Consider the following 26394-nt stretch of genomic DNA (forward strand, 5'->3'; position numbering starts at 1 on the left):
GGACGCGTCGACCACCGCGCGGAGCGGCCCGGCTACCGCGGCCGGAGTCCGTCGAACGCCAGGTTCAATATGACCTCGACCTGCTCGGGCGTGGTCGGCCGGGTGCCGAGCAGCAGGCGGTAGTAGAGCGGGGCGTAGATGAGCTCTATGACATCGTCCAGTACGACGTCGGCCCGGATCTGGCCTTGCCGCCGCGCCTGCTCCAGCCGGTTTCGGCAGCCCTCGACCCGCGGCCTGACCAGCGTGTTCAGCACCACCTGCGCCGTGGCCGGATCGGACTGCGCGGCTCCGATGACCTCCCGGTAGGTCGAGGACTGCGCCGCCTGGAAGTACCGCGCGACGATGACCATCTGATCGCGCAGATCGGCCAGCACGTCGCCGGTGTCCGGGAAGTCGGGGGACGGCGCGCTCTGCCGGTCGATCGCCTCGACCAGCACCGCGGCCTTGGACGGCCACCACCGGTAGATCGTCTGCTTGCCCACCCCCGCCTCCTTGGCGATGGCGTCGACGCTGGTCTTGGCGAAGCCCTGCTCCCGGCACAGCTTCAGCGCGGCATCGAGGATCGCCTTGTGGGAGCGCTCGTTCCGGTAGCGCGGATTCGCCGATTCGGTGCTCATGGGCAGCGATTCTATACAAAACGAGACGACTCGTCTTGACGGAGGGGTCGCGCCGGGCCTAGCCTCACCTCAGAACGAGACGTCTTGTCTCGTACCACGCGGAGGTGGATCATGCCCCAGCAGATTTCCCGCCGGCACGCGCTGGCCACCGGCCTCGCCGCCGGCACGGCGTTCGGAGCCGTCGCGGTCGGCGCGGCGCCGGCCCGCGCGGCCCAGCCGGCCGCACCCACGCCGGGCAGATCCGGCGGTGAGAACCCCTTCCTGGAAGGGCAGTTCGCGCCGGTGCCGTTCGAGGTGACCGAGTTCGACCTGGCGGTCAGCGGCACGGTTCCCAAGGACCTGACCGGCCGCCTGCTGCGCAACGGCCCCAACGTGCTGGGGCTGGAGGACCCGAGGGCCCACCACTGGCTGACCGGCGACGGGATGGTGCACGGCGTTCAGCTACGCGACGGAAAGGCCGAGTGGTACCGCAGCCGCTGGGTCCGCGCGAAGGGGACCGCCGAGAAGCTCGGCGAGCCGGTGCGCGGAAAGCCCGCGGAAACCGATTTCCCGTCGAACGTCCACGTGATCGGCTTCCAAGGCAGGACCTTCGCGCTCCAGGAGGGCACCGCCCGTCCGCAGGAGCTCACCAACGAGCTCTACACGGTCGGGCCGTGCGATTTCAACGGCACGTGGGCCGGGACGATGTCGGCGCACACCAAGCTCGACCCGGACAGCGGCGAGCTGCATTCGGTGAGCTACAACGAGAGCACCGACTACGTCCAGTACGTCGTGGTCGGCACCAACGGCAAGGTGAAGTCGAGCCGCAACATCCCCATGGGCGGAACGATCCTGATGCACGACTTCGCCCTCACGGAAAAGTACGTCGTGCTGTACGACCAGCCCATCATGTTCGATCTGGACGCGATGCAGCACGGACAGAAGATTCCCTGGGTGTGGGACGAGAAGCGGCCCAGCCGCGTCGGCTACTTCCCGCGCGCGGGCGGCCCGGTCACCTGGATCACCGTGCGGCCTTCTTACATTTCACACACGCTCAACGCGTACGACGACGGCGGAAACATCGTGGTCGACTTCGTGGAGTTCCCCGCGCCGTTCAGCGCCGACCGCCTGTCGACCAGCGCGCCGCCCGCGCTGGTGCGGTGGACGATCGACCGGGCCCGGGGCCGCGTCCGCCGCGACCAGCTCGACGACCGGCCGCAGGAGTTCCCGCGAGTCCCGGACGCGCGGGTCGGCCGCAAGCACAGGTACGGCTACACCGCCGCGGCCGCCGAGTTCCTCAAGTCGTACGGGCATGGCTCGACCCCCGATTCGGCGTTCAGCAACGGCCTGGTCAAACACGACCTGGCCACCGGCCGTTCACAGCTCCACCGGTTCCCGCGGTACGCCAGCGCGAGCGAGGCGGTCTTCGTCCCGCGCAGCGGCGCCCGCGGCGAGGACGACGGCTATGTCATGTCCTACGTGCACAACCCCGACCGGAACGCCTCGGACCTGGTGATCCTCTCGGCCCAGGACTTCACCGCCAAGCCGATCGCCCGGATCCACCTGCCGAGCCGGATTCCGCTCGGCCTCCACGGAAGCTGGATCGCGGGCACCTGAGAAACCCTCCGTGTGGTGACCCTGACCCGGTCACCACACGGCCATTTCCCCCCGTGGTGCCCCCCAGATCTCAACTGCGCCCAGCGGCCCGGGCAGGGCCTGCGCCGTCCCGGGTCCCGCTCGGCTCGTCGCCCGGCGGGGTCCGGCATGTCAGGCGCGGTCGTGGAGGGTGATCTGGTAGCCGTCGGGGTCCGCGAAGGTGAACGTCCGGCCGAAGGGGCCGTCGATCGGCGCGGAGACGATGGTGTGGCCGTCGGCGACGAGGGCGTCGTGGATGGCCTGGACGTCCGTGGCGTGGAGCCAGATCGCGGCACCGATGCCGGGCTGGGCGACGGATGCGAGATCGGTGCCGGGGATCACCTCGCGGAGCGCGAAGGCGATCGGCTTGGTCTCGAAGACGACGGCGTGCGGAGGCCCGGCCTGCGAGCGGACGAGACCGAGGTACCGCTCGTAGAACGCCTGCGAGGCGTCGAGGTCGCGCGCTTGCAGCGAGATGAAGTCGGGACCGGTTGCGGGCATGGTGAACTCCTCCTTTATATGTCAGATTCCTGACATAGACCAACGTATGTCAGAATACTGACATGAGTCAAGACGGCGACGGCGTCGACCTGCGGACATCCCTGGGCTACCTGCTGAAAGAGGCTTCGAGCGCGCTGCGCGCGGCCATGGAGGAGGTGCTGCGGCCGCTCGGGATGAGCGTGACGCACTACTCCTGCCTCGAACTGCTGGCCCAACGGCCGGGCCTGTCGAACTCCGAGCTCGCGCGGGGCGCGTTCGTGACACGGCAGACGATGAACGTGCTGCTCCAGGCCCTGGAACGAGACGGCTACGTGACCCGGCCCGCACAGGCCCCCGTCGGGAAGGCACTTCCCACCCGGCTCACACCTCGCGGCCGGCGGAGCCTCCAGAAGGCGACCGCAGCCGTCCGGTCCGTCGAGGTCCGAATGCTGGCCGGCCTGACCGAGACCGAGCAGTCAGAGGCGCACCGGATCCTCCAGAGCATGATCCACTCCCTCCGCAACGGCAACGGCAACGGCAACGGCAACGGTGATGGATAGCTCGTCCCCCGACGCACGTCTCGCAGCGGTTGCAGGGCGAGAGGACGTAGGCCGAGTGGCGTGCCTGGATCTCGGCGCGGAGGGCGGCGGGTGGGCGGTAGCCGGGGCGTCCGTCTCGGTCAGCTCAGCGAGACCATGCGGCCCGCGGCTCAGGATTGGCGGGCGGCTTTGCGGGCCTGGCGTTCGGCGCGGCGGTCCTCGAATCTGGTGGCGGCCTGGTCGAGGTTCTCCAGGAACGCGGCGAGGCGTTCGCGGGCCTGTTCGGCCTCGGCGTCCAGGCCGGACAGGTCGAAGACGCCCCACTTCCGGAGGATCGGCATGACGACCTCGTCGTGGTGGAGGCGCAGGTCGTAGATCCCGGCGTTGGCGATCGCGACGGACTTGCGCAGGAATCCGTCGATGGTGTTGCCGGGCATCTCGAACGTGGTGACGACGTCGGCCACGGCGCGGAGGGTCTGGCTCGGGTCCGCCTGGAACGCGGCGCCGATGAAGTTCCGATAGAAGATCATGTGCAGGTTCTCGTCCTTGGCGACGCGGGCCATCATGCGTTCGCACAGGGGTTCGCCGGACGCCTTGCCGGTGTTGCGGTGCGAAACGCGGGTCGCCAGTTCCTGGAACGCGACGTACGTGGCTCCGCGCAGAAGGTCCTTGCCGTGCGGCATCGCGTAGCCGACCTGGAGGTGCTTCATCCGGGCGCGTTCGAGGGCGACGGGGTCGATGGCGCGGGTGACCGTGAGGTAGTCGCGGATGACGATGCCGTGGCGGTCCTCTTCCGCGGTCCACCGGTTCGTCCAGTAGCCGTACGCGCCCTCTTGGCCGAAGACGCTGCGCAGCGCGTAGTGGTAGCCGGGCAGGTTGTCCTCGGTGAGGAGGTTGACGAGGAGGGCCTCGCGGGATTCGGGCGCCACCTTGGAATCGCCGGGCTCCCAGTCCTCGCCGTCCACGACTCCCGAGTAGGTGCGGCCCTCGCTGTACGGGACGTACTGGTGCGGGAACCATTCCTCAGCCGTGGCGACGTGCCGGTTCACCTCCTTCTCGACCGTCGGCTCCAGCTCGATGAACAGCTCGACTTCGGACTTGGAAACAGGCGCGATCGACAAATGCCCAGCCCTTCACGTAGCGGAATGCTCGCGGAGCGTGGCCGTTCTGCTGGGCGGCCATCCCGGAAATGCGCGAACGTATGCCGGAGAGCGTAGTTAGGCCGCCGGACGCCTCTCTTGTCGTTCAGGTGCGCCTCTGGTGCCACCCCGTTGTCATTCGTCTGACAACACCGCGCAACGCCGCCGGAATGGAGCGGACGCGGAGCCGTGCCCTGATGCGGCCAAGACCGGGGAGGGATGGGTCTGGCGGCGGCGATCATGCCAGCTTATGGTGGCATGGTTGTTCTCCCCGCGCCGAGGAGTGGCCGCCGTGACGAGAGAGCCGAGCCCGAGAGAACCGAGCAGGGTCCGACGACAACGCCGACGACTGGCCGCCGCCACGGCCGTCCTGCTGACAATCCCGGTCGCCGCGGCCCCGGTCGCCGCGGCCCCAGCCGCCGCGCGGACGGGGACGGCCGGATCCGCAGGCGCGCAAGCGTCCACGCCCGACGCCAAGGGCCCTGGCGGAGCGCGGACCGTCACGTTGGTCACCGGCGACCAGGTCACGGTCACACCGCGTCCCGGCCAGAGCCCGCGAATCGCGCTCGCCCCGCGCCCCGGACGGGTACGGACCGGCTACTCGGCGGTGGTCGACAAGGAAAAGATCACCGTGACGCCGGTGGACGCGCTGCCGCTGATCGCGGCGGGACGGCTCGACCCGCGGCTGTTCGAGGTCGACCGACTGCTCGCCTCGCAGTACGGCGACGAACACCGCCCCTCCTTGCCGCTGATCGCCAAATCCCTCAACACCAGATCGGCCATCAATACCCGCACCCACACCCTCACCGCTAACAAGGACCTCACCGCACTAGAACCCTCAAAAAAGAACCTGCCGAACCTCTGGAAGGCGTTCACCGCCGACAAATCCGCACGGCTCTGGCTCGACGGCCGGACTAAGGCCAGTACGGACGGGAGCGTCCCGCAGATCGGCGCGCCGTCGTTCTGGGAGAAGGGCTATACCGGCAAGGGCGTGAAGGTCGCGGTCCTCGACACGGGGTGGACGGCTCGCATCCCGACCTCAAGGTGGCCGAGAGCAAGAACTTCACGAACACGGCGGACGCCGGAGACCGTTCCGGGCACGGGACGCACGTCGCCTCGGTCGTCGCCGGGTCGGGGGCCGCGTCCGGCGGCAGGTACCGGGGCGTCGCGCCGGACGCCGACCTCGTCAGCGGGAAGGTGCTGGACGACACCGGCCAGGGGCAGGAGTCCTGGCTGATCGACGGCATGGCGTGGGCCGCCAAGGAGGCCAAGGCGAAGGTCGTCAACCTGAGCATGACCTGCTTCTGCGACTCGCCCGCGGCCGATCCCGTCGAGCAGGCGGTCAACGACCTGTCGGCCGAGACGGGGACGCTGTTCGTCGGGGCCGCGGGCGACCTGTTCTGGCCGGCGCCGGGCATGATCGCGCTCCCGGCCGCCGCGGAGTCCGCGCTGGCCGTGAGCAGCGTGGACCGCGAGGACCGTCCGGCCACCGCGACGCAGGGCCCGCGCGCCTCGGACTACGCGGTCAAGCCGGAGATCATGGCGCCCGGCGCCGGCATCGTGGCCGCCCGCGCGAAGGGCACCGGCCTCGGGTCGCCGGTGGACGACCACTACACGCGCCTGTCGGGGACGTCCACCGCGGCGCCGCACGTCAGCGGCGCGGCCGTGCTCGTCGCGCAGCAGCATCCCGGGTGGGACGGGCAGCGCGTCAAGGCCATGCTGATGGGCGCGGCGAAGCAGCTCCCGAACGTGCCGGTCGGGGTGCAGGGCGCCGGGCGGGTCGATCTCGCGCGGGCCGTGAAGCAGGAGATCACCGCGTCGCCCGCGAGCGTGCGGGCGGACGTCCGCTGGCCGGACTCGGGGCCGTCCGGGTTCACCAGGAAGATCACCTACTCCAACTCCTCCGGCACGGCGGTCCCGCTCGTCACCTCCGTGGCGCTGGCGGACGCGAACGGCAAGCCGCTGCCCGCCGCCGCGTACTCCCTCGACCGGAGCGAGGTCACCGTCCCCGCCGAGGGCGAGGCCGCCGTCACGCTCACCGTGCGCGGCATCGACGGGCTGAAGGCCGGCACGTTCACCGGGACGGTCAACGCGAGCGCCGCGGGCGGGCCCAGCGTGAAGACCCCGGTCGGCGGGTACGTCGAGCCGCCGACCGCCGCCCTCACGCTGCCCGCGACGGACCGCGAGGGCAGGCCGGCGCCCTACACCTACGTGTCGCTGATCAACGTGGACACCTGGGAGTCGTTCAACGCGATGGCGGGCGAGGACGGCGTCGTGCGCGCCCGCGTGCCCGCCGGGACGTACGACGTCAGCTCGCAGGTCAGGACCGGCGACGCGTGGACCAGCGGGTTCCGGCAGGTGCACGAGCTCGGGCCGGGCGCGCGGACGATCCCCCTCGACGCCCGCACGACCGTCCCCGTCGACGCGACCAACGACCTGGCGGGCGCGGAGCTCGGCGACATGACCGCGACGATGACGTTCTCGAAGGGCGGCGGCGCGTCCGCGATCATGTACCTGTACGGCGACGCGCAGCGGCGGATCTCCGTGCAGCCCGCCACCGATCCGCGCCTGCGCTACGCCGTCACCACGCTGTGGCAGCGGAAGGGCGCGACCGAGGACCAGCCGAGCCCGTACGTGTTCCGCGACTACCGCTACGCGCTCGGCGCGATCCCCGCCGACCCGAGCCTGCACACGCGGCAGGCCGCGATGGCGAAGATCCGGACGACCGTCCGCTCGCACGGGAACGGCGGTCCGGGAACGATGCGGTGGGCCGCCTACAACAGCTCGACCGACTCGTTCGAGAGCGTCTCGCAGAGCGTCACGCGGCCGCTCCCCGGCTCGTTCACCCTCTACCTGCGCGCCGACAGGACGATCGTGTGGTACTCGGAACTGCTGATGTACGACGATCCGGACGCCACGGAGGTCGTCCACGTGTACCGGGGCGCCGCCCGCTCGTACCGCCCGGGTCCCCAGGCCGACGTCGTGAACGCGGGCGTGCTCGGCCAGAACCTCAACGACTGGAGCAACCTGCGCACCGACGACCGGCTCAAGGTCTCGACGTCCTGCCCGGTCACGGGCGTCCGCGACGCGTGCGGGATCGACAACGCCACCGAGGGCACGCTGCGGCTGAGCGAGGGCGGCGCGGTCGTCGCCGAAGGCACGCTGCGGCCCGGCCGGGGCTCGGTCGAGCTGAAGGCGGACGTCCCGCCCGGCGAACGGACCTACACGCTGCACGAGTCGCTGACCCGCGAGTCGAGCCCGCTCGCCAAGGTCTCGACCAGGCTCGACACCGTGTGGACGTTCCGTTCGGCGACGACGGGAGCGGCGGACGCGACCGCGCGCCTGCCGCTCCAGGTGGTCAACTTCATGCCCGCTGGGCTGGACGACCACAACCGCGCCCCGAAGGGCCGTGCGACGGTGGTCCCGGTCTGGGTCGAGCGCAACGCGGGCGCGCCCGCGTCCGCCCCGAAGTCCCTCACGGTGGAGGCGTCGTTCGATGACGGCGCCACCTGGCGGAACGTCCCCGTCGCCGGAACCCCGGCCGCCGGAGCCGTCACGATCCGCCCGCCGTCCGGCGCGGCGAACGTCTCGCTCCGCGCCACCGCCACCGACAGGTCCGGCAACGCGGTCACCCAGACGGTGATCCGCGCGTACGGCCTGGCCTGACCCGGCTCCTCTCCCGGGGGCCCGGCCCACCCCGCCCCCGGGAGAGGCGCTCCCGACCCGCCCCGCGCGTGTCACCCGTGCGCGTGCGTCAGGCGTGCGCGTGCGTCAGGCGTGCGCGTGCGTCAGGCGTGCGCGTGTTCTTCGCGGGGAACGAGGCGGAACGCGATGAAGGCGGGTGCGTTCTGGAGGGCGGCGTAGTCGTCGGGGAAGAGGTCGGCCATCTCGGGGGCGGGCAGCGGTTCGAGGAGTTCGTCGATGAGGAAGCCGGCCTCGCGGAACTGCGCGCAGATCGCGGTCAGCGGGCGCCGCCAGGCCCGGACCGGCCAGTCGGCGTCGTCGCTCAGCGACTCCTCCACGACGCTCTCCTCGAAGTAGGAGCCGCCGAGCCTGAGCCATTTGGTGGTGGGGTGCTCGGTGGACAGCACCACCGCGCCGCCGGGCGCCAGGACCCGGCGCAGCTCGCGCAGCAGCGCCACCGCGTCGTCCAGGTAGTGCACGGCGAGGGCGAGGACGGCGAGGTCGACCGAGCCGTCCGCGAGCCAGTCCATCGGCTCGGCGAGGTCGTGCACGTGCGGTTCGGCCCGGCCGCCGGTGCGCTCCCGGGTCATCTCCACGAACGTCGGGCTCACGTCGCAGGCGATGACGCGGGCGGCGCCGCGCGCGAACAGGTCGCGGGCGTAGAAGCCGGGGCCGCAGGCGGCGTCCAGGACGGTCTTGCCCTCAACGTCGCCGGCGAGGCCCAGCACGGCCGGGCGGTCGTAGAGGGCGTTGTAGGCGCCGCTCTCGGCGTGGTCCGCGTATTCGTGCGCGAAATGCTCGTACATGGGGTCGCTCGTCATTCCCCCGATCGTGCCATACAAGATCAAGAGTGCGGACGCAGGCGGGCGGCGGCACGGTGCAGCGCCTCCAGCTCGGCGGGCGGCAGGTCCGCGAGGGCGGCGGGCGGGCGGTACAGGCGCGCGAACAGGGCGGCCTGGAGGTCGCGGCCACGCTCGCTCAGCGCGACGACCTTGACGCGGCGGTCGCTCTCGTGGGGACGGCGCTCGACCAGTCCCTGCCGCTCCAGCCGGTCCACGATCCAGGTCACGGTCGAGGCGTCGCACCGCCAGGTGTCGGCGAGCGCGCGCATCGGCTCGCCGCGTCCCGGAACGAGCCGCATCAGCGCCTTCAGGTCGCCGGGGCTGACGCCGAGACCCGACACCGACTGGAGGAGCCGCTCGTGCTCGCCCAGGAAGAAGTCGTACAGCGATCTCCAGATCTCGGCCCTGAGGCGTTCGTCCTGCTCGGGGTCCTGTGCCGGCATGCCGGTCATCGTACGGCGGCCGGATGGTTTGGGGCATTAAAAGATTGGATGCCTCAAAGCTTCTGTTACCGTCGTCCGGTAGGCGGCGACGAGTGCTCCGGAGGGCAGGCCATGACCACACTGGTGACCGGCGCGACGGGCAGGGTCGGCAGCCGGTTCGTCCCCCGCCTCCTGCGCGCGGGCGAACCCGTCCGGATCCTCGCCCGCGACGCCGCCCGCGCCGAGCCCCTCCAGCGGCTCGGCGCCGAGGTCGTCCTCGGCGACCTGCGCGACGGCGGAACGGTCGACGACGCGGTCAAGGGCGCGGACGCGGTCGTCCACCTCGGCGCGGCGTTCCTGGAGGAGTCGGAGGGGGAGGCCGCGGCGGTCAACCACGGCGCGACGGTCGCGCTGGCCGAGGCCGCGCTGCGCGGGGGCGCCGCGCGGTTCGTGTTCGCCGGGACGACGCTGGTCTACGGGGTCGGACGGCCCGACCGCCCGTCGCGCGAGGACGACGAGCCCACCCCGCCGCCCTGGCCGTACCCGACGACCAAGATCGCGGCCGAGCGGGACCTGCGCGCGCTGCACGAGTCCGACCGCCTCCCGCTGCGCGTCATGCGCCTCGCGTTCGTCTACGGCGAGGGCGATCCGCACCTGGCCGAGTCGCTGGAGTGGGCGCGCGAGTGGCCCCCGCACAAGCGGCTCCAGACCGTCCACCACGCCGACGTCGCGCAGGCGCTGCTGCGGGCGCTGCGCGCGGACGGCGCCGACGGCGAGATCTTCAACGTGGCCGACGACGCGCCCGTCACCGCGTACGAGCTGATGGAGCTGAACGGCGAGAGGTTCCCGGACGGCGCCGCGGACCGCCCGCTCGACCACCCGTGGGAGAGCATCGCCGACACCGCCAAGATCCGCCGCCGGCTCGGCTACCGCCCGATCCACCCCACCGTCGCCAGCGCCCGCGAGGTCGGCGCCCTCTGACCCGACCCGCCCCGGCGGCGGCCCGGCGGCGGCCGGGCGGCGCGCCGCGTTCAGTCCGCGGGGCATCGGGCCGCTGCGCGCGGCGCTGGGCCTCGCGGACGCGCGTCGCGTGGTCGGCCAGCTCCGTCACCCGCGCCTCGTCGCGGGTCAGGTTCTCGCCCGTGGCCGGGTCGAAGATGTGCAGCCTGGAGGTGTTGATCCACAGCTCCGCCTCGTCCCCCGCCGTGATCAGGCTGGACGCGTCGAGCGAGACGACGGCCTGGGTGCGCATCTGGTCGCTGTCCAGCTCGCGCGACAGCTCCCGGAGCTGGTCGGCGAGCTCCCGGGGCGCCTCGTACGGCACGTAGGCGTACTGCTCGTTGCCGAGCCACTCGGTGACGTCCACGTGCACGCGGACCAGCGCGCCCGCCGCCCTCTTGTCCTCGCTCACCAGCGAGGCGTCCTCGAAGTCCTCCGGGCGGACGCCCACGAGGACGACGTCGCGGTCCCCCACGGCGGACGCCTTCCGCTCGTCGCGCAGGTCGAAGCGGCCGATCGGGGTCTCCAGGAACGTGCCGTCCACGGACGCGGGCAGGAAGTTCATCGACGGCGAGCCGATGAACCCGGCGACGAAGAGGTTCACGGGCTGCTCGTACAGCTCGCGCGGGCTGCCGACCTGCTGGAGGATGCCCTTGCGCAGCACCGCGACGCGGTCGCCGAGCGTCATCGCCTCGGTCTGGTCGTGCGTCACGTACACGGTGGTGACGCCGAGCCGCCGCTGGAGCCGGGAGATCTCGGTGCGCATCTGGCCGCGCAGCTTCGCGTCGAGGTTCGACAGCGGCTCGTCGAACAGGAACGCGTCGGCCTGCCGGACGATCGCCCGGCCCATCGCGACGCGCTGCCGCTGCCCGCCCGACAGGTTCGCGGGCTTGCGTTCGAGGTGCTCGGTGAGCTCCAGCAGCTTGGCCGTCTCGGTGACGCGGCGGCGGACCTCCTCGTCGGAACGCTTCGCCAGCCGCAGCGGGAACGCGATGTTCTCGTACACCGTGAGGTGCGGGTAGAGGGCGTAGTTCTGGAACACCATCGACAGGTTGCGCCGCCGGGGCGCGACCGTGTTGACGACCTTCTCGCCGATCCGCATCTCGCCGGACGTGATGTCCTCCAGCCCGACGATCATCCGGAGCAGCGTCGACTTGCCGCAGCCGGACGGCCCGACCAGGATCATGAACTCGCCGTCCCGCACGTCCAGGGACACGTCGTTCACGGCCGGGAAGCCGTCGCCGTACTGCTTGACGATGTTCTTCATGGTGATGGCGGCCATGCTCGGTTCTCCTCTGCCCTCGGCTCAGCCCTTGACGGCGCCGGACGTCAGACCGGCCACGATGCGGCGCTGGAACAGCAGGACGATGACGATGACGGGGACGGTCACCACGACCGCCGCCGCGCAGATGGCGGTGGTGGGCTGCTGGAACTGCGAGGCGCCGCTGAAGAACGCCAGCGCCGCCGGGACGGGCCGCGCGCTGTCGGTCGAGGTCAGCGAGATGCCGAAGACGAAGTCGTTCCAGCAGAAGAAGAACGTCAGGATCGCCGCGGTGAACACGCCCGGCGCGGCGAGCGGCACGATCACCTTGCGGAACGCCTGCCAGGTGGTCGCGCCGTCCACCTGCGCGGCCTGCTCCATCTCCCACGGGATCTCGCGGAAGAACGCCGACAGCGTCCAGATCGCGAGCGGCAGGGCGAACGAGATGTAGGGGATGATCAGGCCGGGCCACGTGTCGTACAGGCCGACGTCCCGCCACAGGTTGAACAGCGGCCCGACGAGCGACACGACGGGGAACATCGCGATCGCCAGCGCGAACGACAGGATGGTCTTCTTGCCGGGGAACTCCAGCCGCGCGATCGCGTACGCGACGAGCGTCGCGAACACCACCCCGACGAACGTGGCGATCAGCGAGATCCCGATCGAGTTGATCAGCGCCGAGGTGAACAGGTCGGTCCTGAACACCGTCCGGTAGTTGTCCCACGTCCAGTGCTCGGGCAGGAACCCGCGCGAGTTGCCGATCTCGCCCGGCCGCTTGAACGACAGCATCACGATCCACAGGATCGGGAACACCGTCCAGACGAGGATCAGCACCGACGCCGCGATCCACAGGGACTTCTCGCCCCGCGCCCCGACCCCCTGGGAGCCGCCCTCTTTCGCTCCGGCCTTCTTCGCCCCGGCCCCCTGGGATTCCGGGCCGCGTCCCCGGAAGCGGCTCGCACGCGTGGACTCCATCAGCGGTCACCCCGTACCTGGGACAGGTCCACCCGGAAGCCCCGGATGAACACGACGGCGATGAGGACGACGGACAGGAACAGCAGCACCCCGACGGCGTCGCCGAGCCCGATCGCGGTCCGGGAGATCGTCTGCCGGTAGGTGAGGAACGAGAGCGTCTCGGTGTGCTGCTGCCCGGACGTCATCACGAACACGTTGTCGAAGATCCGCCACGCGTCGAGCGTGCGGAACAGCACCGCGACGAGGATCGCGGCCTTCATGTTGGGGACGGTCACCCGCCACAGCCGCTGCCAGGCGGTCGCGCCGTCCACCGTCGCGGCCTCGCCGAGGTCGCGCGGCACCTGCGCGAGGCCCGCGAGCAGCAGCAGCGACACGAACGGCGTCGTCTTCCAGATCTCCGACAGGATGATCACCGACAGCGAGGACCAGCGGCCGGAGAACCACGCGTAGTCGCCGAGCCCGAACCACTGGTTGACGAACCCCGACTGGAGGTCGAAGGCGTACCGCCAGGCGAACGCCGAGATCACGGTGACGATGCCGTACGGCAGCAGGATCGCCGTGCGGACGGTGCGGCGCATGAACAGCGCCCGGTGCATCACCATCGCCAGCGCGAACCCGATCACCAGCTCCACCACGACGGTGATCGCCGTGACCAGGAACGTGGTCAGCACGTCCTGCCAGAACAGCGGGTCCGACAGCGCGGTGGCGTAGTTGCCGAACCACACGAACCGCCGGTCGTCCGGGGCCGTCAGCCGGTAGCTGAACAGCGACAGGTACAGCGCGTTGAACAGCGGGTACGCGGTCACCACCAGCATGACCAGCACGGCCGGCGCGGACAGCAGGAGCCCGAGCCGGCGTTCGGCCCGGCTGCGGTCGGAGACCTCGGCGCGCCCGGCCGGGCGTCCCGCGACCGGGGCGGATTGCACTGCGGTCATCGGAGCCGTCCCCTCACAGCAGGGCCTGGTCGCGCAGGACCTGGCGGATGAACGTGCCGGACCGGTGCGGCGTCCCCGCGTCCACCGACGCGGGCGGGTGCCAGCGGCTCTGCACCGCGCCGGACACGTCGGTGTAGTACGGGGTGATCGGCCGCGGCGCGGCGGCGTTGATCGAGTCGCGGATCAGCCCCGCCATCGGGAACTCCTTGACGATCTCCGGATCGTCGAAGACCTCGGCGCGGGCCGCCGGGTTGCCCGAGTCGATCATGTACTTCTTCATGTTCGGCGTGGAGGTGACGCACCGCACGGCCTCCACGGCGAGGGTGTCGCGGTACTTGCCGTACGCCCCGATGCCGAGCTCGATCCCGCCGAACGGCGGCTTGCTCGGCCGGCCGGGGTCGACCGCCGGATAGCGGGCCCAGCCGAGGTCGGCGGGGATGCGCTTGTCGATCACGCCGTCCTCGGCGTCGCCGTTCTCGGCCCGCCAGATGTAGCCCCAGTTGACCATGAAGCCGCCGCGCGGGCCGTTCAGCAGCGACCGCGCCTGCTCCTCGATGTCGGTCGACAGCGTCGGGCTCGCCGCCCTCGAGCGCGCCAGCCTGGAGATGACCTGCGCCGCGCGGTGGCCCGCCGAAGAGTCGATGCCGATCGTGGCGTCGTCACCCTTCTCCGCGCTGCCGATGATCTGCCCGCCGGCGGACGCGATGAGGGCGTTCACCCACACCATGTAGCCCTCGTACTTGTTGCCCTGGGCGCCGACCGTGGTGCCGCTGCGCAGCGCCGCGTCGATGAGCTTGTCCCAGGTGAAGCCCGGCGCGGACGGATCGACCCCCGCCTTCTTCGCCACCGACTTGCGGTACCAGAGGATCTGGGTGTTGGCCCAGAACGGCGCGGCGTAGAGCTTGCCCTCCCACGTGGAGTTCCGCACCGCGGGCGGGAACACGCCGCGCGTGAACTGCTCCGCCTCGTTCGGCGGGAACGCGCGGAGGAACCCGGCGTTGGCGGCCTCGGCCACGAACACCGGGTCGAGGCTCATGATGTCGAGCCCCGAGTCCTTCGCCGCCAGCCTGCGGACGAGCTGCTCGCGCTGCGCCGTCGCGTCGATGGGCAGCACCGATGTCTCGATCTTGTAGCGGCCGCCCGACGCCCGCGTGCACTCCGCGGCGAGCTTGGCCTGCCCGCCGTCGTCGGGGTTGGTGTACCAGCGCAGCGTGGGCGTTCCCCCGCCCCCGCCGCAGGCGGCGAGCCCGCCCGCCAGCAGCACCGCCGCCACCGCCCCGCGCCCCGCGGCCCCCCTGCGCCCGGTCCGTCCGCCCCCGGTCCGCCTTGCCCGTTCGCCCCCGGGCCACTCGCCCCCAGCCCGTCTGCCTTCGGCCCTTCTGCCTCCGGCCCGTTCACCCCCGGGCCTTTCGCCCCAGCCCGTTTGCCTCCGACCCGTCTGCCTTCGGGCCGTTCGCCCCCAGCCCGTCTGCCTCCGGCCCGTTCGCCCCCGGGCCGTCTTCCCGTCCGTCCGACCGTTCGTTCGGCTCGTCCGACTCGTTGAATCCGCTCGGCTCGTTGAATCCGCTCGACTCGCTCGACCATCGGGCCTCCCGACGCGACCCACCACCTGCGGGCACTTCGCCGGGCCGCATGCGTGGCGGGACCGATCTCCACTCAAACACCGGACCCAGGACCTGTCGAGATGCCTTTTCGTGGCGGTGAGGGAACCGAAACCCCGCTGAAACACGAAACACATCAGAAACAAAGCGGCATAACTCTCGAAACGGACGCCGGTGATCCTCGTCCGAACGCCCGGACCGCGACCGAACGCGGCCGGAAGGGGAGGACGACGTGCCCGAGAGGATCGACGCCGGCGCGACCGCGTGGCTGCTGGCCAGCACGGCTCTGGTGCTCCTGATGACCCCGGGGCTCGCGCTGTTCTACGGCGGGATGGTGCGCGCGAAGAGCACGCTCAACATGATCATGATGAGCCTGGTGTCCATCGCCCTGGTCACACTCGTGTGGCTGGTCGCGGGGTACAGCCTGGCCTTCGGGGACGACGTGCGCGGCCTCGGGCTGATCGGCGACCTCGACCACCTCGGCCTCGCCGGGCTCACCCCCGACACCGCGCACGGCCACGTGCCCGCGCTGCTGTTCGCGACGTTCCAGCTCACGTTCGCGATCCTCACCGCCGCGCTGATCAGCGGCGCCGTCGCCGACCGCGCCCGGTTCTCCGCGTGGATGGTGTTCGTCCCGGTGTGGGCGCTGCTGGTGTACGTCCCGATCGCGCACTGGGTGTGGGGCGGCGGCTGGATCCAGGACCTCGGCGCGCTCGACTACGCGGGCGGGCTCGTGGTCGAGATCGCCTCCGGCGCGTCCGGCCTCGCCATGGCGCTCGTCCTCGGCCCGCGCATCGGCTTCCGCAAGGAGGCGATGCGCCCGCACAACCTGCCGATGGTGCTGCTCGGCGTCGGGCTCCTGTGGTTCGGCTGGTTCGGCTTCAACGCGGGCTCCGCGCTCGCCGCCGACGGCACCGCCGCCGCGGTCTTCCTCAACACCCTCGTCGCCGGCTGCACCGGCCTGCTCGGCTGGCTGCTCGTGGAGCAGCGCCGCGACGGCAGCCCCACCACGTTCGGCGCCGCGTCGGGCGCGGTCGCCGGGCTGGTCGCGATCACCCCGTCCTGCGGCTCGGTGAACGTCCTCGGCGCCGTCGCGGTCGGGCTCGCCGCCGGGGTGGTCTGCTCGTACGCCGTCGGCTGGAAGCTGCGGCTCGGGTACGACGACTCGCTCGACGTCGTCGGCGTCCACCTCGTCGGCGGGATCGTCGGGACGATGCTCATCGGCCTGCTCGCCGCGCGGATGATGACCGGCGGGCCGGAGGGCCTGCTGCTCGGCGGCGGCCTCGCCCAGCTCGGCAGGCAGGCGGTCGCGGTCCCGGTCGTCGGGCTGTACGCGTTCACCGTGACGTACGGGCTCGCCAAGCTGATCGACAAGGCCATGGGGTTCCGGGTGAGCGCGGAGGACGAGACGTCCGGCATCGACCTCGCCCTGCACGCCGAGACGGCGTACGAGCACGGCGTCCTCGGACACGCGACGCCCCTCGGCCCACCCGCGCCGCTCGGCTCCCCCGCGCCGTTCCCGCCCCATTCCACCCAGGCCCAGATACCGCCATCCACCAGGCAATAGGGACGAAGCAGCGTCCCATTCCCGCGCTTTACCGAAAGTGACCCGCGCCCTGGGGAAGGAGATGTCACAATGAGCTACGCTGTAAGCCACCGCGCATTATGCTAGGTGGCTTATGGCTCTATTGCGGGGGACCGATGGAGTCGCGCGCAGCAGCGTGGCCCGTGAGGGGAGGGCCGATGGCGGCAGCCGAGAGTCCGACGGTGCGGCAGCGTCGCCTGCGCGTCGAGCTGCGCAGGTCCAGGGACGGGTCCGGACTGACCCAGGACCAGGTGGCCGAGAGCCTCGACTGGTCGCTGTCCAAGGTGATCCGCATCGAGTCCGGCGCGGTCAACATCTCCACCACCGACCTGCGCGCCCTGCTCTCGCTCTACGGCGTCGCGGAGGAGCGGATCGCCGAGCTGGTCACCCTCGCCCGCGCCGCCCGCGAGCGCGCGTGGTGGAGCGGCTACAAGAAGGTCATCTCCCAGCAGTACTACGACCTGATCGGGTACGAGTCGGCCGCCGCCGCCATCAGGCAGTTCGAGCCGCTGGTGATCCCCGGGCTGCTCCAGACCCAGGAGTACGCCCACGCCTACATCAGCGGCATCATCTCCCCGAGCGCCGCGGCGACGTCGACGCGCTGGTCGAGGTCCGGATGCGCCGCCAGGAGATCCTCGAACGCGACCACCCGCCGCTGCTGTTCTTCATCGTCGACGAGTCGACCGTGCGGCGGCAGATCGGCGGCCCGCGCGTGATGCGCGAGCAGCTCCGCCACCTGGTCGAGCTGGCCAGCCACCCGCAGGTCGTCATCGAGGTCGTGCCGTTCACCGCGGGCGTCCACCCCGGCCTCCAGGGCGCCTTCACGATCCTGGAGTTCGCCTCCGCCGAGGACGACGACGTCCTGCACCTGGAGAGCCCGCGCGACATGCGGGTGACGCGCGATCTCCAGGAGGCGGTGGTGACCTACCGCGAGACCTTCGAGCAGCTCCGCGAGCTGTCGCTGCGGCCCGAGGGGACGGCCGTGCTCCTCAACCGGCTCGCCGAGGAACTCTAGCCCGTCCGGCATCGGTATCGGCCGGGCGCTATTTCGCCTTTATCGCTGTCCGACCACTGTGACCGGGAATGCAGCCGTTCATGGCTTGAGTCCCTTCTTCGCTTTACACTGGCTTCTGACAGACCCGGCAAGATCTCCGCTCCCCGGATCAGCGCCCGGTCGGCCGGTCGGCGAAAAGACGCATCTCCGGCGTGCGCGTTGGAGTGAAACATGCAATGGCGGACGAGCAGTAACGCCGAAGGCGGTTCCTGCGTCGAAGTGGCGACCGACGGAACGGCCGTCCACGTACGCGATTCAAAGGACCGTTCGGGCCCGGTCATCGTCCTCGGGCGCGCCGACTGGAGAGAGCTGCTCGCGGTGGTCCGCGCGCGTCCCGGCCGCGCCTTCCGATAATTCCGCGCAGGCTCCCTCGTCGTTCAGCAGGCCCTTCGCCCTGGGTGCCGGGTCGTAGACGTGCCCCTGGTAGAGCACGCCTTTCACCGTCGTACGGATCGCCTGGAAATCCTCCGGCGGCAGGGCGCACAGGCCGCTGCGGACGATGTCCTCGAAGAGGCGGTCGGAGACGATCAGCGCGAGGTCGCGGTCGGCGCGCGCGACCAGGGCCCGGCGCAGCGGCCGGGCGTCCAGCAGCCGGCTGACGACGACGGGAGCGTTCCCGGCGGGCCCGAACGACGCGGGCTCGCCGAGGATCAGCGTGCCGTAGTGCAGGGCCAGCCGCACCCGCAGGCGGCGCTCGGGGCCGCCGTCCGGTTGAGGTCGGCGAGGGCACGTTCCATGGCGGTGGCGAAGCAGCCGACGACATGCGCGATGTCGGCGTCGTCCGGCAGCACGTCCAGCTCTCCGTCCCCGCTGACCTGCTGGAACCAGAGCCGGCGGTCGAGGCTGGTGTCGGCGGCGGCCCGTTCGAGCACGTCGCGCAGGTCGGTCTGGGCCTGGAGCTGGAGCAGCGGGGTACGGGCGCTGTAGCCCTGGATGTCGACCGCGAGGAGCAGCCGGTAGATCAGGCGGGGACGGTCGCCGGAGCGGACGAGGCGGGGGCGGTGCGGCCCGTCGTGCGAGGCCGGGGAGGTTCCGTTTCCACCGGCGTCCGCGTGCTCGTCCGGCGGCAGTGCTGGAATCGCTGTCATCGTGACCTCGGCTCCGAGCGGGGCGGCGCTGGGTGCGCGTCCCGGCGGCTGACCCCAGGATGGCACGCGGAACGGGCATTTCAAAGCAACCTGGTTGTTAGCACCCGGCAGAGTGACACATGGCACAACGAAACCCGGCTGTCAGCCACGCAGCGAAGTTGAGTGGGGACGCATCGCAGGTCAGCGAACCGCCTGCTAGGCGTAGGTGGGTGATGGCAGCGCCAGGCAGAATGCCAGGTCGCAGATTGGGATCTGCCGCCCGCCAGGTGTCTGGAATTTTTTCCAGTCTACGCGGGGCGTACGGGAAGGCGCGGAGGTCTCGCGAGCCCCGACCGACCCGCGAGAGCCTCCGCGCCTTCGTCCAGTGGGGACCGGGCGAACGGCTCAGTAGCCACCACCCGACCCGTAACCGCCGCCGGAGCCGTAACCGCCGCCGGAGCCGGAGCCGTAACCGCCGCCCGAACCCGCCCCGGAGCCGTAGCCTCCCGTGCCGCCGGAGCCGGAGGTCCCGGCGTTCGCGGTGACCTTCTTGCCCTGCTGGTTCACGACCCACCAGACGTTCTTGACGCCCTGGCCGTTGGTGTCACCGGCCCGCCGGTCCTGCGCGTAGTAGTACATCGGCCAGCCGTTGACCGTGAGCTGGCACCTGCCGTCGTCCTTGCGCTCGATGAAGCCGATCAGCTTGCGGTCGATGCCCTCCAGCCTGAGCTTCTTCCAGCTCGTGAACGTCACCGGCGGCCACGCCTTCTTGCAGGCGCCGAAGCAGTTGGTCACCTTCGGCCGGTCCTTGTCGTACCGGTACATCGTCCGGCCCTTGCCGTCGGTGAGGATCGTGCCGAGCTTCGGGTCCCGTTCGGCCTTGACGGTCGTCCATCCGGCCCAGCGGCCCTGCCCTCCGCCCTGCCGCGCCGGCGGCGCCGCCGCCGCGCCCGCCTTCTTGCCGGTCGGCGCGCTGGCGTACCAGGTGCCGCCGACGCCCTGCCCCTTGACGTCGCCCGGACTGCGGTCCTTGGCGTACCGGTACAGCGGCCACCCGCCGAGCGTGACCTGCCACTTGCCGTCCGGCCGCTTGACCTTGCCGACGAGCGACCGCCGGACGCCCTTGAGCGCCGGGTCGCCCTCGCCCGCCCACACCGGCGGCCACGCCTTCGCGCAGGCGCCCATGCAGGTGGACGCGGGCGGCCGGGCGGTGTCGTCGTCGAAGCGGTACAGCGTCCTGCCGTCCCCGTCGGTGACGACCTTGCCGAGCTCGGCGACGCTCGCGACCTCCAGGGTCGTCGGCTCGGGGGCGGGCTCGGACGGATCGCCCGACGGGTCCGCCTCCGGCGCCTGCGACGTGCCCGCCGCCGCGTTCTTCTGCTTTCCGGTGCCCTCCGACCCGCACGCGGTCAGGAGCATCCCGGACGCGGTGAGGGCCGCCGCCGCTGGGACCGCCCAACGTGGGATGTGCATCTGGTGTCCTCCAAGTCGTTCGGGATCGCCGGGCAGTACGGTGAACGACGCGGAAGGGGTTCAACCGCCATCCCGCGCGGATCGGGACACCGGCCTCTCACCGGGACGAACGTGTTGACCGACACTCCACGGAAGGGGAACCCGGCGGCTCCGCGCCGGGTCGGATCCCCTGAGCCCGCCCCCACGTCAGATGAGGTAGCACCAGTGACCACCCCCGGCCCCGGCGCCGCCCCGCCCTCCCGGCCCGACCGGCCCGACCGACCGGCCGTCGACCTGGCCAAGGGCGGCGGCCCGTCCCGCGCGCACGGCTCGTTGCGGCCGGACGGGCGGGACGCCGCGCGCCGGGCCCCTGCGGCGGAAGCCGGGCCCGGGGCGTCGGGGCCGGCATGGCTCGTCGTGCCGGCCCGGGTGATCGCTTTCGTGGTCGTCGTGCCGTTCCGGCTGGTCTACGACCTAGTGATGGCGGGCGCGCGGGCGATCGACGCGGGAGCGCGCTGGATCGGGCGGCTGCTGTACGCGTGGCTGCTCCGGCCGCCCGCCCGCGGACTGGCGTGGCTCGGACGCGCCGTCGCCCGCCTGTTCCTCGCCATCGGACGCGGCGTCGCCGGGTTGCTCGACCTGCTGGTCGTCCGGCCCGTCCGCTGGCTGGCCGTCGTGGTGGTCTGGGGCGTGCTCCGCCTTTTCGGCCGCGGAACGGGACGGCTCGGCAGTTGGATCCGCCGCGTCCTGCTCGCGCCGATCGGACGTTTCTTCGCCGCCATCGGCGGGGCCATCGCGATGGGCTTCGGCGCCGTTCTCGCCTTTGTCGGACGGACGCTCGAACTGCTGCTCGTCAACCCGCTCTCCTGGCTGCTGCGCAATACGGCACTCGTGCTGCGGGCGGTCCTCACCGCCATCGGGACCGGGCTGGCCTGGCTGCTCGGCGTACTGATCGTGCTCCCGGCCGTCCTGCTCTGGCGGTACGTTCTGTGGCCGCCGCTCCGCGGAATCGCCTGGATCTGCACCCGGATCGGCCACGGCATCGCCCGCGCCGCCGTCGCGCTAGGCGCCGCTTTCATGTGGGCGTGGCGCGCGGTCGCCGCCGTGCTGCGTTTCCTCGCGCGAATCCTTTTCGTGCTGCCCGCCGTCGTGATCTGGCGTTACTTCCTCGCCCCGATCCTGCGCGGAATAGCAGAGGGCGGACGGCTCGCAGGCCGGTTCCTACGCTGGCTTTGGAACGTGCTCGTCATGGCCCCGGCCCGCTGGACCAAGGCCAACGTGCTGCGCCCGATCGGCCTCGGCGTCCGCCGCACCTGGCAGGTCTCCGTCCGCGACCCGCTGCGTTGGACGAACCACAACCTCATCGCCCCCGTACGCCAGACGGCCCGCGACGTCCGCCTCCAACTCCGCCGCGCCTTCCGCGGCTGACGCCCGCCGAACGCAGGCCATCAAGGCACCGAGAACAAGGGCTTTCCCCGCCCAAAAGAAAGCCGCGCCGGTCCCGTACGAGACGGGACCGGCGCGAGCCGTCATTCTTCTTCTGCTGCTGTCACGCGCCCTTCAGGAGCGCCTGCGGAGACTTCTCCGGTCGTGCGCTCCTCAAGGTCTTCTCCGTTCACGCGGTCTTCGGAACGTTCGCGCATCTTGCGGAGCAGTTCCTTTTTCTGGGCGAGCGGGTCGTTGCCGCTCGTTCCCGTCGATCCGCGTCCGCCGCGCAGTTGGTTGCGGGGGATCGACTGGCGTTGACCGCCAACGCCCAGAAGGCCGTTGCGACGCTTGGACATGGGGTTCTCCCGTCCGGCTGGTGTGCTGTGCGAATGCGTACTGCACCCAGGTCCGGCCGCGCGGGAGCGGTGCTCCGGCCCGAAGGCCGGTCGTGCTCAGGCCCGGCGGAACCCGGTGAGGGCGGGGGCCGGGGGCTTCGCGCGCAGCGGCGTGGGCCACCACGCGGTGGCGCAGGTGTTGAGCAACATGGGCCACACGCTAGGAGGCGGCGCGGCGGCCCCTCAACCGGTTTTTCCGGGCGGGCTGGGATACTCGTGCCGATGTATCGACTTCTGTTCTCACTGGTCATCACCCGGGTCTCGGCGGAGACCATCCATCACCTGACGATGCGGGCGCTGCGCGCGATCCAGGCCGTACCGGGCGCCGCGCCGTTGCTGCGCCGCCTGCTCGGGCGCGCCGACCCGGCGCTGACCGTGCGCGCGCTCGGGCTGGAGTTCCCCGGGCCGCTCGGGCTGGCGGCGGGGTTCGACAAGGACGCGCGGGCGTACGAGGCGCTCGGCGCGTTCGGCTTCGGGCACGTCGAGATCGGCACCGTCACCGGGCGCGCCCAGCCGGGCAACCCGAGGCCGCGGCTGTTCCGGCTGGTCCGGGACCGCGCGGTGATCAACCGGATGGGCTTCAACAACGAGGGCTCGGACGCCGCCGCCCGCCGCCTGCGGCGCCGCCGTCCGGGCACGATCGTCGGCGTCAACATCGGCAAGACCAAGGCCGTCCCGGAGGCCGAGGCCGCCGCCGACTACGTGGCGAGCACCGAGCGCCTCGCGCCGTACGCCGACTACCTCGTCGTCAACGTCAGCTCCCCCAACACGCCGGGACTGCGCGACCTCCAGGCCGTGGAGCACCTGCGCCCGCTCCTCGCGGCCGTGCGGGAGGCCGCCGACCGGGTCGCGCCGCGCCGGGTGCCGCTGCTGGTCAAGATCGCCCCCGATCTGGCGGACGGCGACGTGGACGCGGTCGCCGACCTCGCCCTCGAACTCGGCCTCGACGGGATCATCGCGACCAACACCACGATCGCCCGCGAGGGCCTCGCCTCCGACGCCGCGCTGGTCAAGGAGGCGGGCGGGCTGTCCGGCGCGCCGCTGAAGGACCGTTCGCTGGAGGTGCTGCGGCGGCTGCGCGCCCGCGCCGGCGACCGGCTCGTCCTGGTCTCGGTCGGCGGCGTCGAGGACGCCGGCGACGCGTGGGAGCGGATCCGGGCGGGCGCGACGCTCGTCCAGGGCTACACCGCGATGATCTACGGCGGACCGTTCTGGGCCCGGCGCGTCCACCGCGATCTGGCCGCGCGCCTGCGCGGCAGCGCGTTCCGCACCCTGGACGAAGCCCGCCGCTGACCCACGCCGGCGCCCCTTCGCCGCACCTCCTCATCGCCTCCGGCGGGGTCTTTGCCGGGTGGTGCCGGGGAGATGGGCGTACGCAGACGCCCCCGGCGGCAGCGTGCAGGTATGGCGATCTCGCGCGATGTCCTGGTGGGGCGGGTCGCGGTCACCGCCGCCGTCGCGGTGCCCGCCGTGGTCCTGCGGCTGGCCGGCGTGCACGTGCCGCCCGTCGCCGGGATGTTCCTGTACGGGGCGGGCGTCCTCGCGGCGGCCGTCCTGCTGATGTGGGCGGCCGAGACCGCGCGGGTGGACATGTCCGGCGCGCTCGCGCTGGCCCTCCTCGCCCTGATCGCCGTCCTGCCCGAGTACGCGGTGGACCTGTACTACGCCTACCGCGCCGGGTCGGAACCGGCCTACACCGCGTACGCCGCGGCCAACATGACCGGCGCCAACCGGCTGCTCGTCGGCGTCGGCTGGGCGCTGGTCGTCCTGGCGTTCGCGCTCGGCGCCCGCCGGACCGGCCGGCACCGCCAGCCCCGCGGCCGGTCCCCCGGCGCCGCGCCCGGCCCGGACGGACCGAACGGACCGGACGGACCGGACGGCGCGGACGGCGCGCAGACGCGAGAGGCGGTGCCGCGGCGGGACGTCCATCTCAGCGGCCACCACCGGATCGAGCTGGGCTTCCTCGCGATCGCCGCGGTGATCGCGTTCATCCCGTCGCTGACGGCCGAGATCGGCTGGTACGTGTCGATCCTGCTGATCGCGCTGTACGTCGCGTACATCCTCAGGATCGCGCGGTCGGGCGGCCAGGACGCGGAGGAGCTCGTCGGCGTCCCCGAACGGCTCGCGGCCCTGCCGGCGGTGCCGCGCCGCGTGGCGACGTGGGGCGGGTTCCTGGTGGGCGCGCTGATCATCTTCGCGTCGGCGGAACCGTTCGCCGAGTCGCTGGTGGAGGCGGGCTCGTCGCTCGGCATCGACGAGTTCCTGCTGGTGCAGTGGCTCGCTCCGCTGGCCTCGGAGGCGCCCGAGCTGATCGTCGCGGTGGTGTTCGCCTGGCGGCTGCGCGACAACGACGCGATCGGCGCCCTGCTCTCCAGCAAGATCAACCAGTGGACGCTGCTGATCGGCACCCTGCCGCTCGCCTACAAGGTCGGCGGCGGGGACTGGTCGCTGCCGCTCGACTCGCGGCAGACCGAGGAGGTCCTGCTGACCGCGGCGCAGACGGTGCTCGGCCTCGCGCTGCTCATCGACCTGTACTTCCGGCGCTGGGAGGCGGCGCTGCTGTTCGCGCTGTTCGCGGTGCAGTTCGTCCTGCCGGGCGAGACCGCGCGGCTGGTGCTGTCGGGCGTCTACCTCGCGATCGGCTTCACCGTGCTGGGCGTCCGGCACCGCGACCTCGGGCTGGCGATGGGCGCGGTCGTCCTGCCGCTCGTCCCGGTCAACCGAGGGAAGTGACCTCGAAGAAGCCGTCCGCGACCAGCTCGGGCAGCACCCCGGCCGCGTGCGCCCGGACCTGGCCGGGGTCGGCGCCGGTCAGTTGCGCGATGGCGTCCAGGAGCGGCGCGAGCGGGAGGGTGCCGTCGCAGACCCCGGCGAGCGCCGCCTCGACCGTCCCGACCCCGGCCGCGCGGCGGAGCCGTTCGCCCTGACGGAGAACGATCCGCTCGGGGTCCTCGGCGCCGGGCGGCCCGATCTGCTCCTGCGAGACGCCCGCGGCCGTACGGAGCCGGATCCGGTCGAGCGCGCCCGGTTGTGCACAGGCTGTGGAAAACTCTGCGGCGGCGGCGAGGCCGTCCAGGACCCGGTCCGCGTACGCCCCCACCGGCTGCCCGACCGCGTGCCGCGACTCCTCGACGCGCACGGCGGGACGGGCCGCGCCGGTGCGGCGCAGCGTGATCCAGCCGAACCCGATCCCGGTCACCCGCTGCCGTTCGAAGTCGTCCAGCCAGGCGTCGTAGCGGGCGCGGTACTCGGGCGTGCCGGTCTCGCAGGAGTCGCGCAGCCAGAGTTCGGCGTACTCGGCTGGATCCTGGACGTCGCGCTGCACGACCCACGCGTCGCAGCCCGACTCCTCGACCCACGCGCCGACGCGTTCCTCCCAGGAGAACCCGTCGATATGCAGCCAGTTGGCCAGGAACTGGCAGTGCCCGCCGTCGTTCAGCAGGGCCGGCGACTCGGTGACGAGGCGGCGGCAGAACGCGTCGCCCGGCATTCCCGACTCGCGGTAGACGTACCGCCCGGCGGGCGCGACGACGAACGGCGGGTTCGACACGATCAGGTCGAAACGCCGGTCGCGTACGGGATCGAGGAGGGAGCCCTCCAGCATTTCGACGCCGTCCAGGCCGGAGAGCGCGAAGCTCATCGCCGCCAGTTCGAGCGCGCGCGGATTGACGTCCGTGGCAGTGATCCGGCCCGGCCGCGGGCGCGCGGAGCCGTCCGCGAGATGCACGGCCTGCACGCCGCAGCCCGTGCCCAGATCGAGAACGTTGTCCACAGGCTTGTGGACAACGAGGCGCGCCAGGTTGGCGGACGCGCCGCCCGCCCCGACGACGTGATCGTCCGCCGGAACGGCACCGGACCCCGGCCGCACCTTCAGATCCGAGACGGCGTAGCCGGCGTGGCCGCCGCCGTCCGCCACCGATTCCAGGGGCTCGACGTGCAGCAGCGCCCGCAGCTCCCCGCCGGAACGTTCGGCCAGGCCCGAGGCGATCAGGTCGTCCGCCAGCCGCCCGAGCGCCGCCCCTTCCCCCGGAGCGTCCGCCGCGACGGGCACCTGCAACCAGAACAGCCGGGTCAGCGCCTCAAGCCGCGTCCCGCCGCGCGTGCCGCGCAGCGCCGGGACGATCTCGTCCCGCGCAAGCGCGCCGCCCGCGACCGGGCCGAGCAGCTCGCGCACCCCGGCGACGCTGTAGCCGGCCTCCTCGAACGCGGAACGGACACGGCGGAGGACTTCACGATGATCGGACACCCGCCAATCCTGCCGCCTCCCCCGTCGCCCCACAGCCCAACCCGGCGGCGAGTCGGTGG

22 protein-coding genes and 2 pseudogenes are annotated in these 26394 nt (G+C 71.9%); 10 read left to right on the top strand and 14 right to left on the bottom strand.

Translation table 11 applies throughout. The features are described 5' to 3' along the window. Positions 1 to 32: 32 nt before the first annotated feature. Positions 33 to 617: a TetR/AcrR family transcriptional regulator gene (locus tag GEV43_RS12765; protein ID WP_160820877.1), complete on the bottom strand. Its 585-nt coding sequence runs from the start codon at positions 615 to 617 to the stop codon at positions 33 to 35. 111 nt (positions 618 to 728) lie between these two features. On the opposite strand from GEV43_RS12765, the gene GEV43_RS12770 reads away from it, so the two are divergent. Beyond that, on the top strand, positions 729 to 2213 hold the full coding sequence (locus tag GEV43_RS12770) for a carotenoid oxygenase family protein (protein ID WP_160820878.1): 1485 nt from the start codon (positions 729 to 731) through the stop codon (positions 2211 to 2213). Between the two features lie 150 nt (positions 2214 to 2363). On the opposite strand, the gene GEV43_RS12775 is transcribed toward GEV43_RS12770, so the two are convergent. Then, the gene (locus GEV43_RS12775) at positions 2364 to 2732 is read right to left on the bottom strand and encodes a VOC family protein (RefSeq protein ID WP_160820879.1); all 369 of its coding nucleotides are present in this window, start codon (positions 2730 to 2732) and stop codon (positions 2364 to 2366) included. 62 nt (positions 2733 to 2794) lie between these two features. Between GEV43_RS12775 and GEV43_RS12780 the strand changes: the two genes are divergently transcribed. Then, positions 2795 to 3271: a MarR family winged helix-turn-helix transcriptional regulator gene (locus GEV43_RS12780; protein ID WP_160820880.1), complete on the top strand. Its 477-nt coding sequence runs from the start codon at positions 2795 to 2797 to the stop codon at positions 3269 to 3271. A gap of 149 nt (positions 3272 to 3420) precedes the next feature. On the opposite strand, the gene GEV43_RS12785 is transcribed toward GEV43_RS12780, so the two are convergent. Further along, positions 3421 to 4371: an acyl-ACP desaturase gene (locus GEV43_RS12785; RefSeq protein ID WP_160820881.1), complete on the bottom strand. Its 951-nt coding sequence runs from the start codon at positions 4369 to 4371 to the stop codon at positions 3421 to 3423. Between the two features lie 615 nt (positions 4372 to 4986). After that, entirely contained in the window at positions 4987 to 5172 is a 186-nt protein-coding gene (locus GEV43_RS12790) for a hypothetical protein (RefSeq protein WP_160820882.1), read from the bottom strand. Between the two features lie 234 nt (positions 5173 to 5406). On the opposite strand from GEV43_RS12790, the gene GEV43_RS12795 reads away from it, so the two are divergent. Further along, complete coding sequence (locus GEV43_RS12795) at positions 5407 to 8055, top strand: S8 family serine peptidase (protein ID WP_160820883.1); 2649 nt, start codon at positions 5407 to 5409, stop codon at positions 8053 to 8055. A 122-nt stretch (positions 8056 to 8177) separates the two neighbouring features. Here GEV43_RS12795 and GEV43_RS12800 read toward each other — a convergent pair whose 3' ends face one another. After that, entirely contained in the window at positions 8178 to 8894 is a 717-nt protein-coding gene (locus GEV43_RS12800) for a class I SAM-dependent methyltransferase (RefSeq protein ID WP_160820884.1), read from the bottom strand. A 23-nt stretch (positions 8895 to 8917) separates the two neighbouring features. After that, positions 8918 to 9358, bottom strand: a complete 441-nt coding sequence (locus GEV43_RS12805) for a MarR family winged helix-turn-helix transcriptional regulator (protein ID WP_160820885.1) — start codon at positions 9356 to 9358, stop codon at positions 8918 to 8920. A gap of 111 nt (positions 9359 to 9469) precedes the next feature. Between GEV43_RS12805 and GEV43_RS50105 the strand changes: the two genes are divergently transcribed. Next, a complete protein-coding gene (locus GEV43_RS50105) occupies positions 9470 to 10318 on the top strand; it encodes an NAD(P)-dependent oxidoreductase (protein WP_160820886.1) in 849 nt (282 codons plus the stop codon). 163 nt (positions 10319 to 10481) lie between these two features. Here the strand turns inward: GEV43_RS50105 and GEV43_RS12815 are convergent. From GEV43_RS12815 to GEV43_RS12830, 4 genes and pseudogenes are all read right to left on the bottom strand, one after another. Further along, positions 10482 to 11618: pseudogene (locus GEV43_RS12815) on the bottom strand (ABC transporter ATP-binding protein); the annotation flags it as partial. A gap of 24 nt (positions 11619 to 11642) precedes the next feature. Beyond that, positions 11643 to 12572, bottom strand: coding sequence for a carbohydrate ABC transporter permease (locus GEV43_RS12820; RefSeq protein WP_160820887.1), 930 nt, complete (start codon positions 12570 to 12572; stop codon positions 11643 to 11645). Further along, positions 12572 to 13507 (bottom strand): carbohydrate ABC transporter permease, encoded by a 936-nt coding sequence (locus GEV43_RS12825; protein WP_160820888.1) that lies wholly within the window; start codon positions 13505 to 13507, stop codon positions 12572 to 12574. The genes GEV43_RS12820 and GEV43_RS12825 overlap by 1 nt, the downstream gene beginning before the upstream one ends. Positions 13508 to 13520: 13 nt before the next feature. Then, positions 13521 to 14780 (bottom strand): extracellular solute-binding protein, encoded by a 1260-nt coding sequence (locus GEV43_RS12830; RefSeq protein WP_206681149.1) that lies wholly within the window; start codon positions 14778 to 14780, stop codon positions 13521 to 13523. A 560-nt stretch (positions 14781 to 15340) separates the two neighbouring features. Between GEV43_RS12830 and GEV43_RS12835 the strand changes: the two genes are divergently transcribed. The 3 genes and pseudogenes from GEV43_RS12835 to GEV43_RS12850 all read left to right on the top strand — a co-directional run bounded on the left by GEV43_RS12835 (position 15341) and on the right by GEV43_RS12850 (position 18101). Next, a complete protein-coding gene (locus GEV43_RS12835) occupies positions 15341 to 16675 on the top strand; it encodes an ammonium transporter (RefSeq protein WP_160820890.1) in 1335 nt (444 codons plus the stop codon). A gap of 176 nt (positions 16676 to 16851) precedes the next feature. Continuing rightward, positions 16852 to 17708 (top strand): annotated as a pseudogene (locus GEV43_RS12840) (helix-turn-helix domain-containing protein). Positions 17709 to 17918: 210 nt separating this feature from the next. Then, complete coding sequence (locus GEV43_RS12850; RefSeq protein WP_160820893.1) at positions 17919 to 18101, top strand: DUF397 domain-containing protein; 183 nt, start codon at positions 17919 to 17921, stop codon at positions 18099 to 18101. A gap of 296 nt (positions 18102 to 18397) precedes the next feature. On the opposite strand, the gene GEV43_RS12855 is transcribed toward GEV43_RS12850, so the two are convergent. Next, positions 18398 to 18835, bottom strand: coding sequence for a hypothetical protein (locus GEV43_RS12855; RefSeq protein WP_160820894.1), 438 nt, complete (start codon positions 18833 to 18835; stop codon positions 18398 to 18400). A 384-nt stretch (positions 18836 to 19219) separates the two neighbouring features. Continuing rightward, entirely contained in the window at positions 19220 to 20287 is a 1068-nt protein-coding gene (locus GEV43_RS12865; protein WP_206681151.1) for an SCO0930 family lipoprotein, read from the bottom strand. A 204-nt stretch (positions 20288 to 20491) separates the two neighbouring features. On the opposite strand from GEV43_RS12865, the gene GEV43_RS12870 reads away from it, so the two are divergent. Further along, complete coding sequence (locus GEV43_RS12870; RefSeq protein ID WP_160820895.1) at positions 20492 to 21694, top strand: hypothetical protein; 1203 nt, start codon at positions 20492 to 20494, stop codon at positions 21692 to 21694. A gap of 101 nt (positions 21695 to 21795) precedes the next feature. Here the strand turns inward: GEV43_RS12870 and GEV43_RS46810 are convergent, their stop codons facing one another. Next, entirely contained in the window at positions 21796 to 22050 is a 255-nt protein-coding gene (locus GEV43_RS46810) for a DUF6243 family protein (RefSeq protein ID WP_164717132.1), read from the bottom strand. A gap of 261 nt (positions 22051 to 22311) precedes the next feature. On the opposite strand from GEV43_RS46810, the gene GEV43_RS12875 reads away from it, so the two are divergent. Both GEV43_RS12875 and GEV43_RS12880 read left to right on the top strand, forming a co-directional pair. After that, positions 22312 to 23382: a quinone-dependent dihydroorotate dehydrogenase gene (locus tag GEV43_RS12875; RefSeq protein ID WP_160820896.1), complete on the top strand. Its 1071-nt coding sequence runs from the start codon at positions 22312 to 22314 to the stop codon at positions 23380 to 23382. A 111-nt stretch (positions 23383 to 23493) separates the two neighbouring features. Next, positions 23494 to 24822: a sodium:proton exchanger gene (locus GEV43_RS12880; RefSeq protein ID WP_160820897.1), complete on the top strand. Its 1329-nt coding sequence runs from the start codon at positions 23494 to 23496 to the stop codon at positions 24820 to 24822. Here GEV43_RS12880 and GEV43_RS12885 read toward each other — a convergent pair. Next, positions 24806 to 26335 (bottom strand): methyltransferase, encoded by a 1530-nt coding sequence (locus GEV43_RS12885; protein ID WP_160820898.1) that lies wholly within the window; start codon positions 26333 to 26335, stop codon positions 24806 to 24808. The two genes, GEV43_RS12880 and GEV43_RS12885, sit on opposite strands and share 17 nt — an antisense overlap. Between the last annotated feature and the right edge of the window lie 59 nt (positions 26336 to 26394).

Origin of the sequence: Actinomadura sp. J1-007, assembly GCF_009793335.1 — a bacterium.
Classification (GTDB): domain Bacteria; phylum Actinomycetota; class Actinomycetes; order Streptosporangiales; family Streptosporangiaceae; genus Spirillospora; species Spirillospora yumaensis.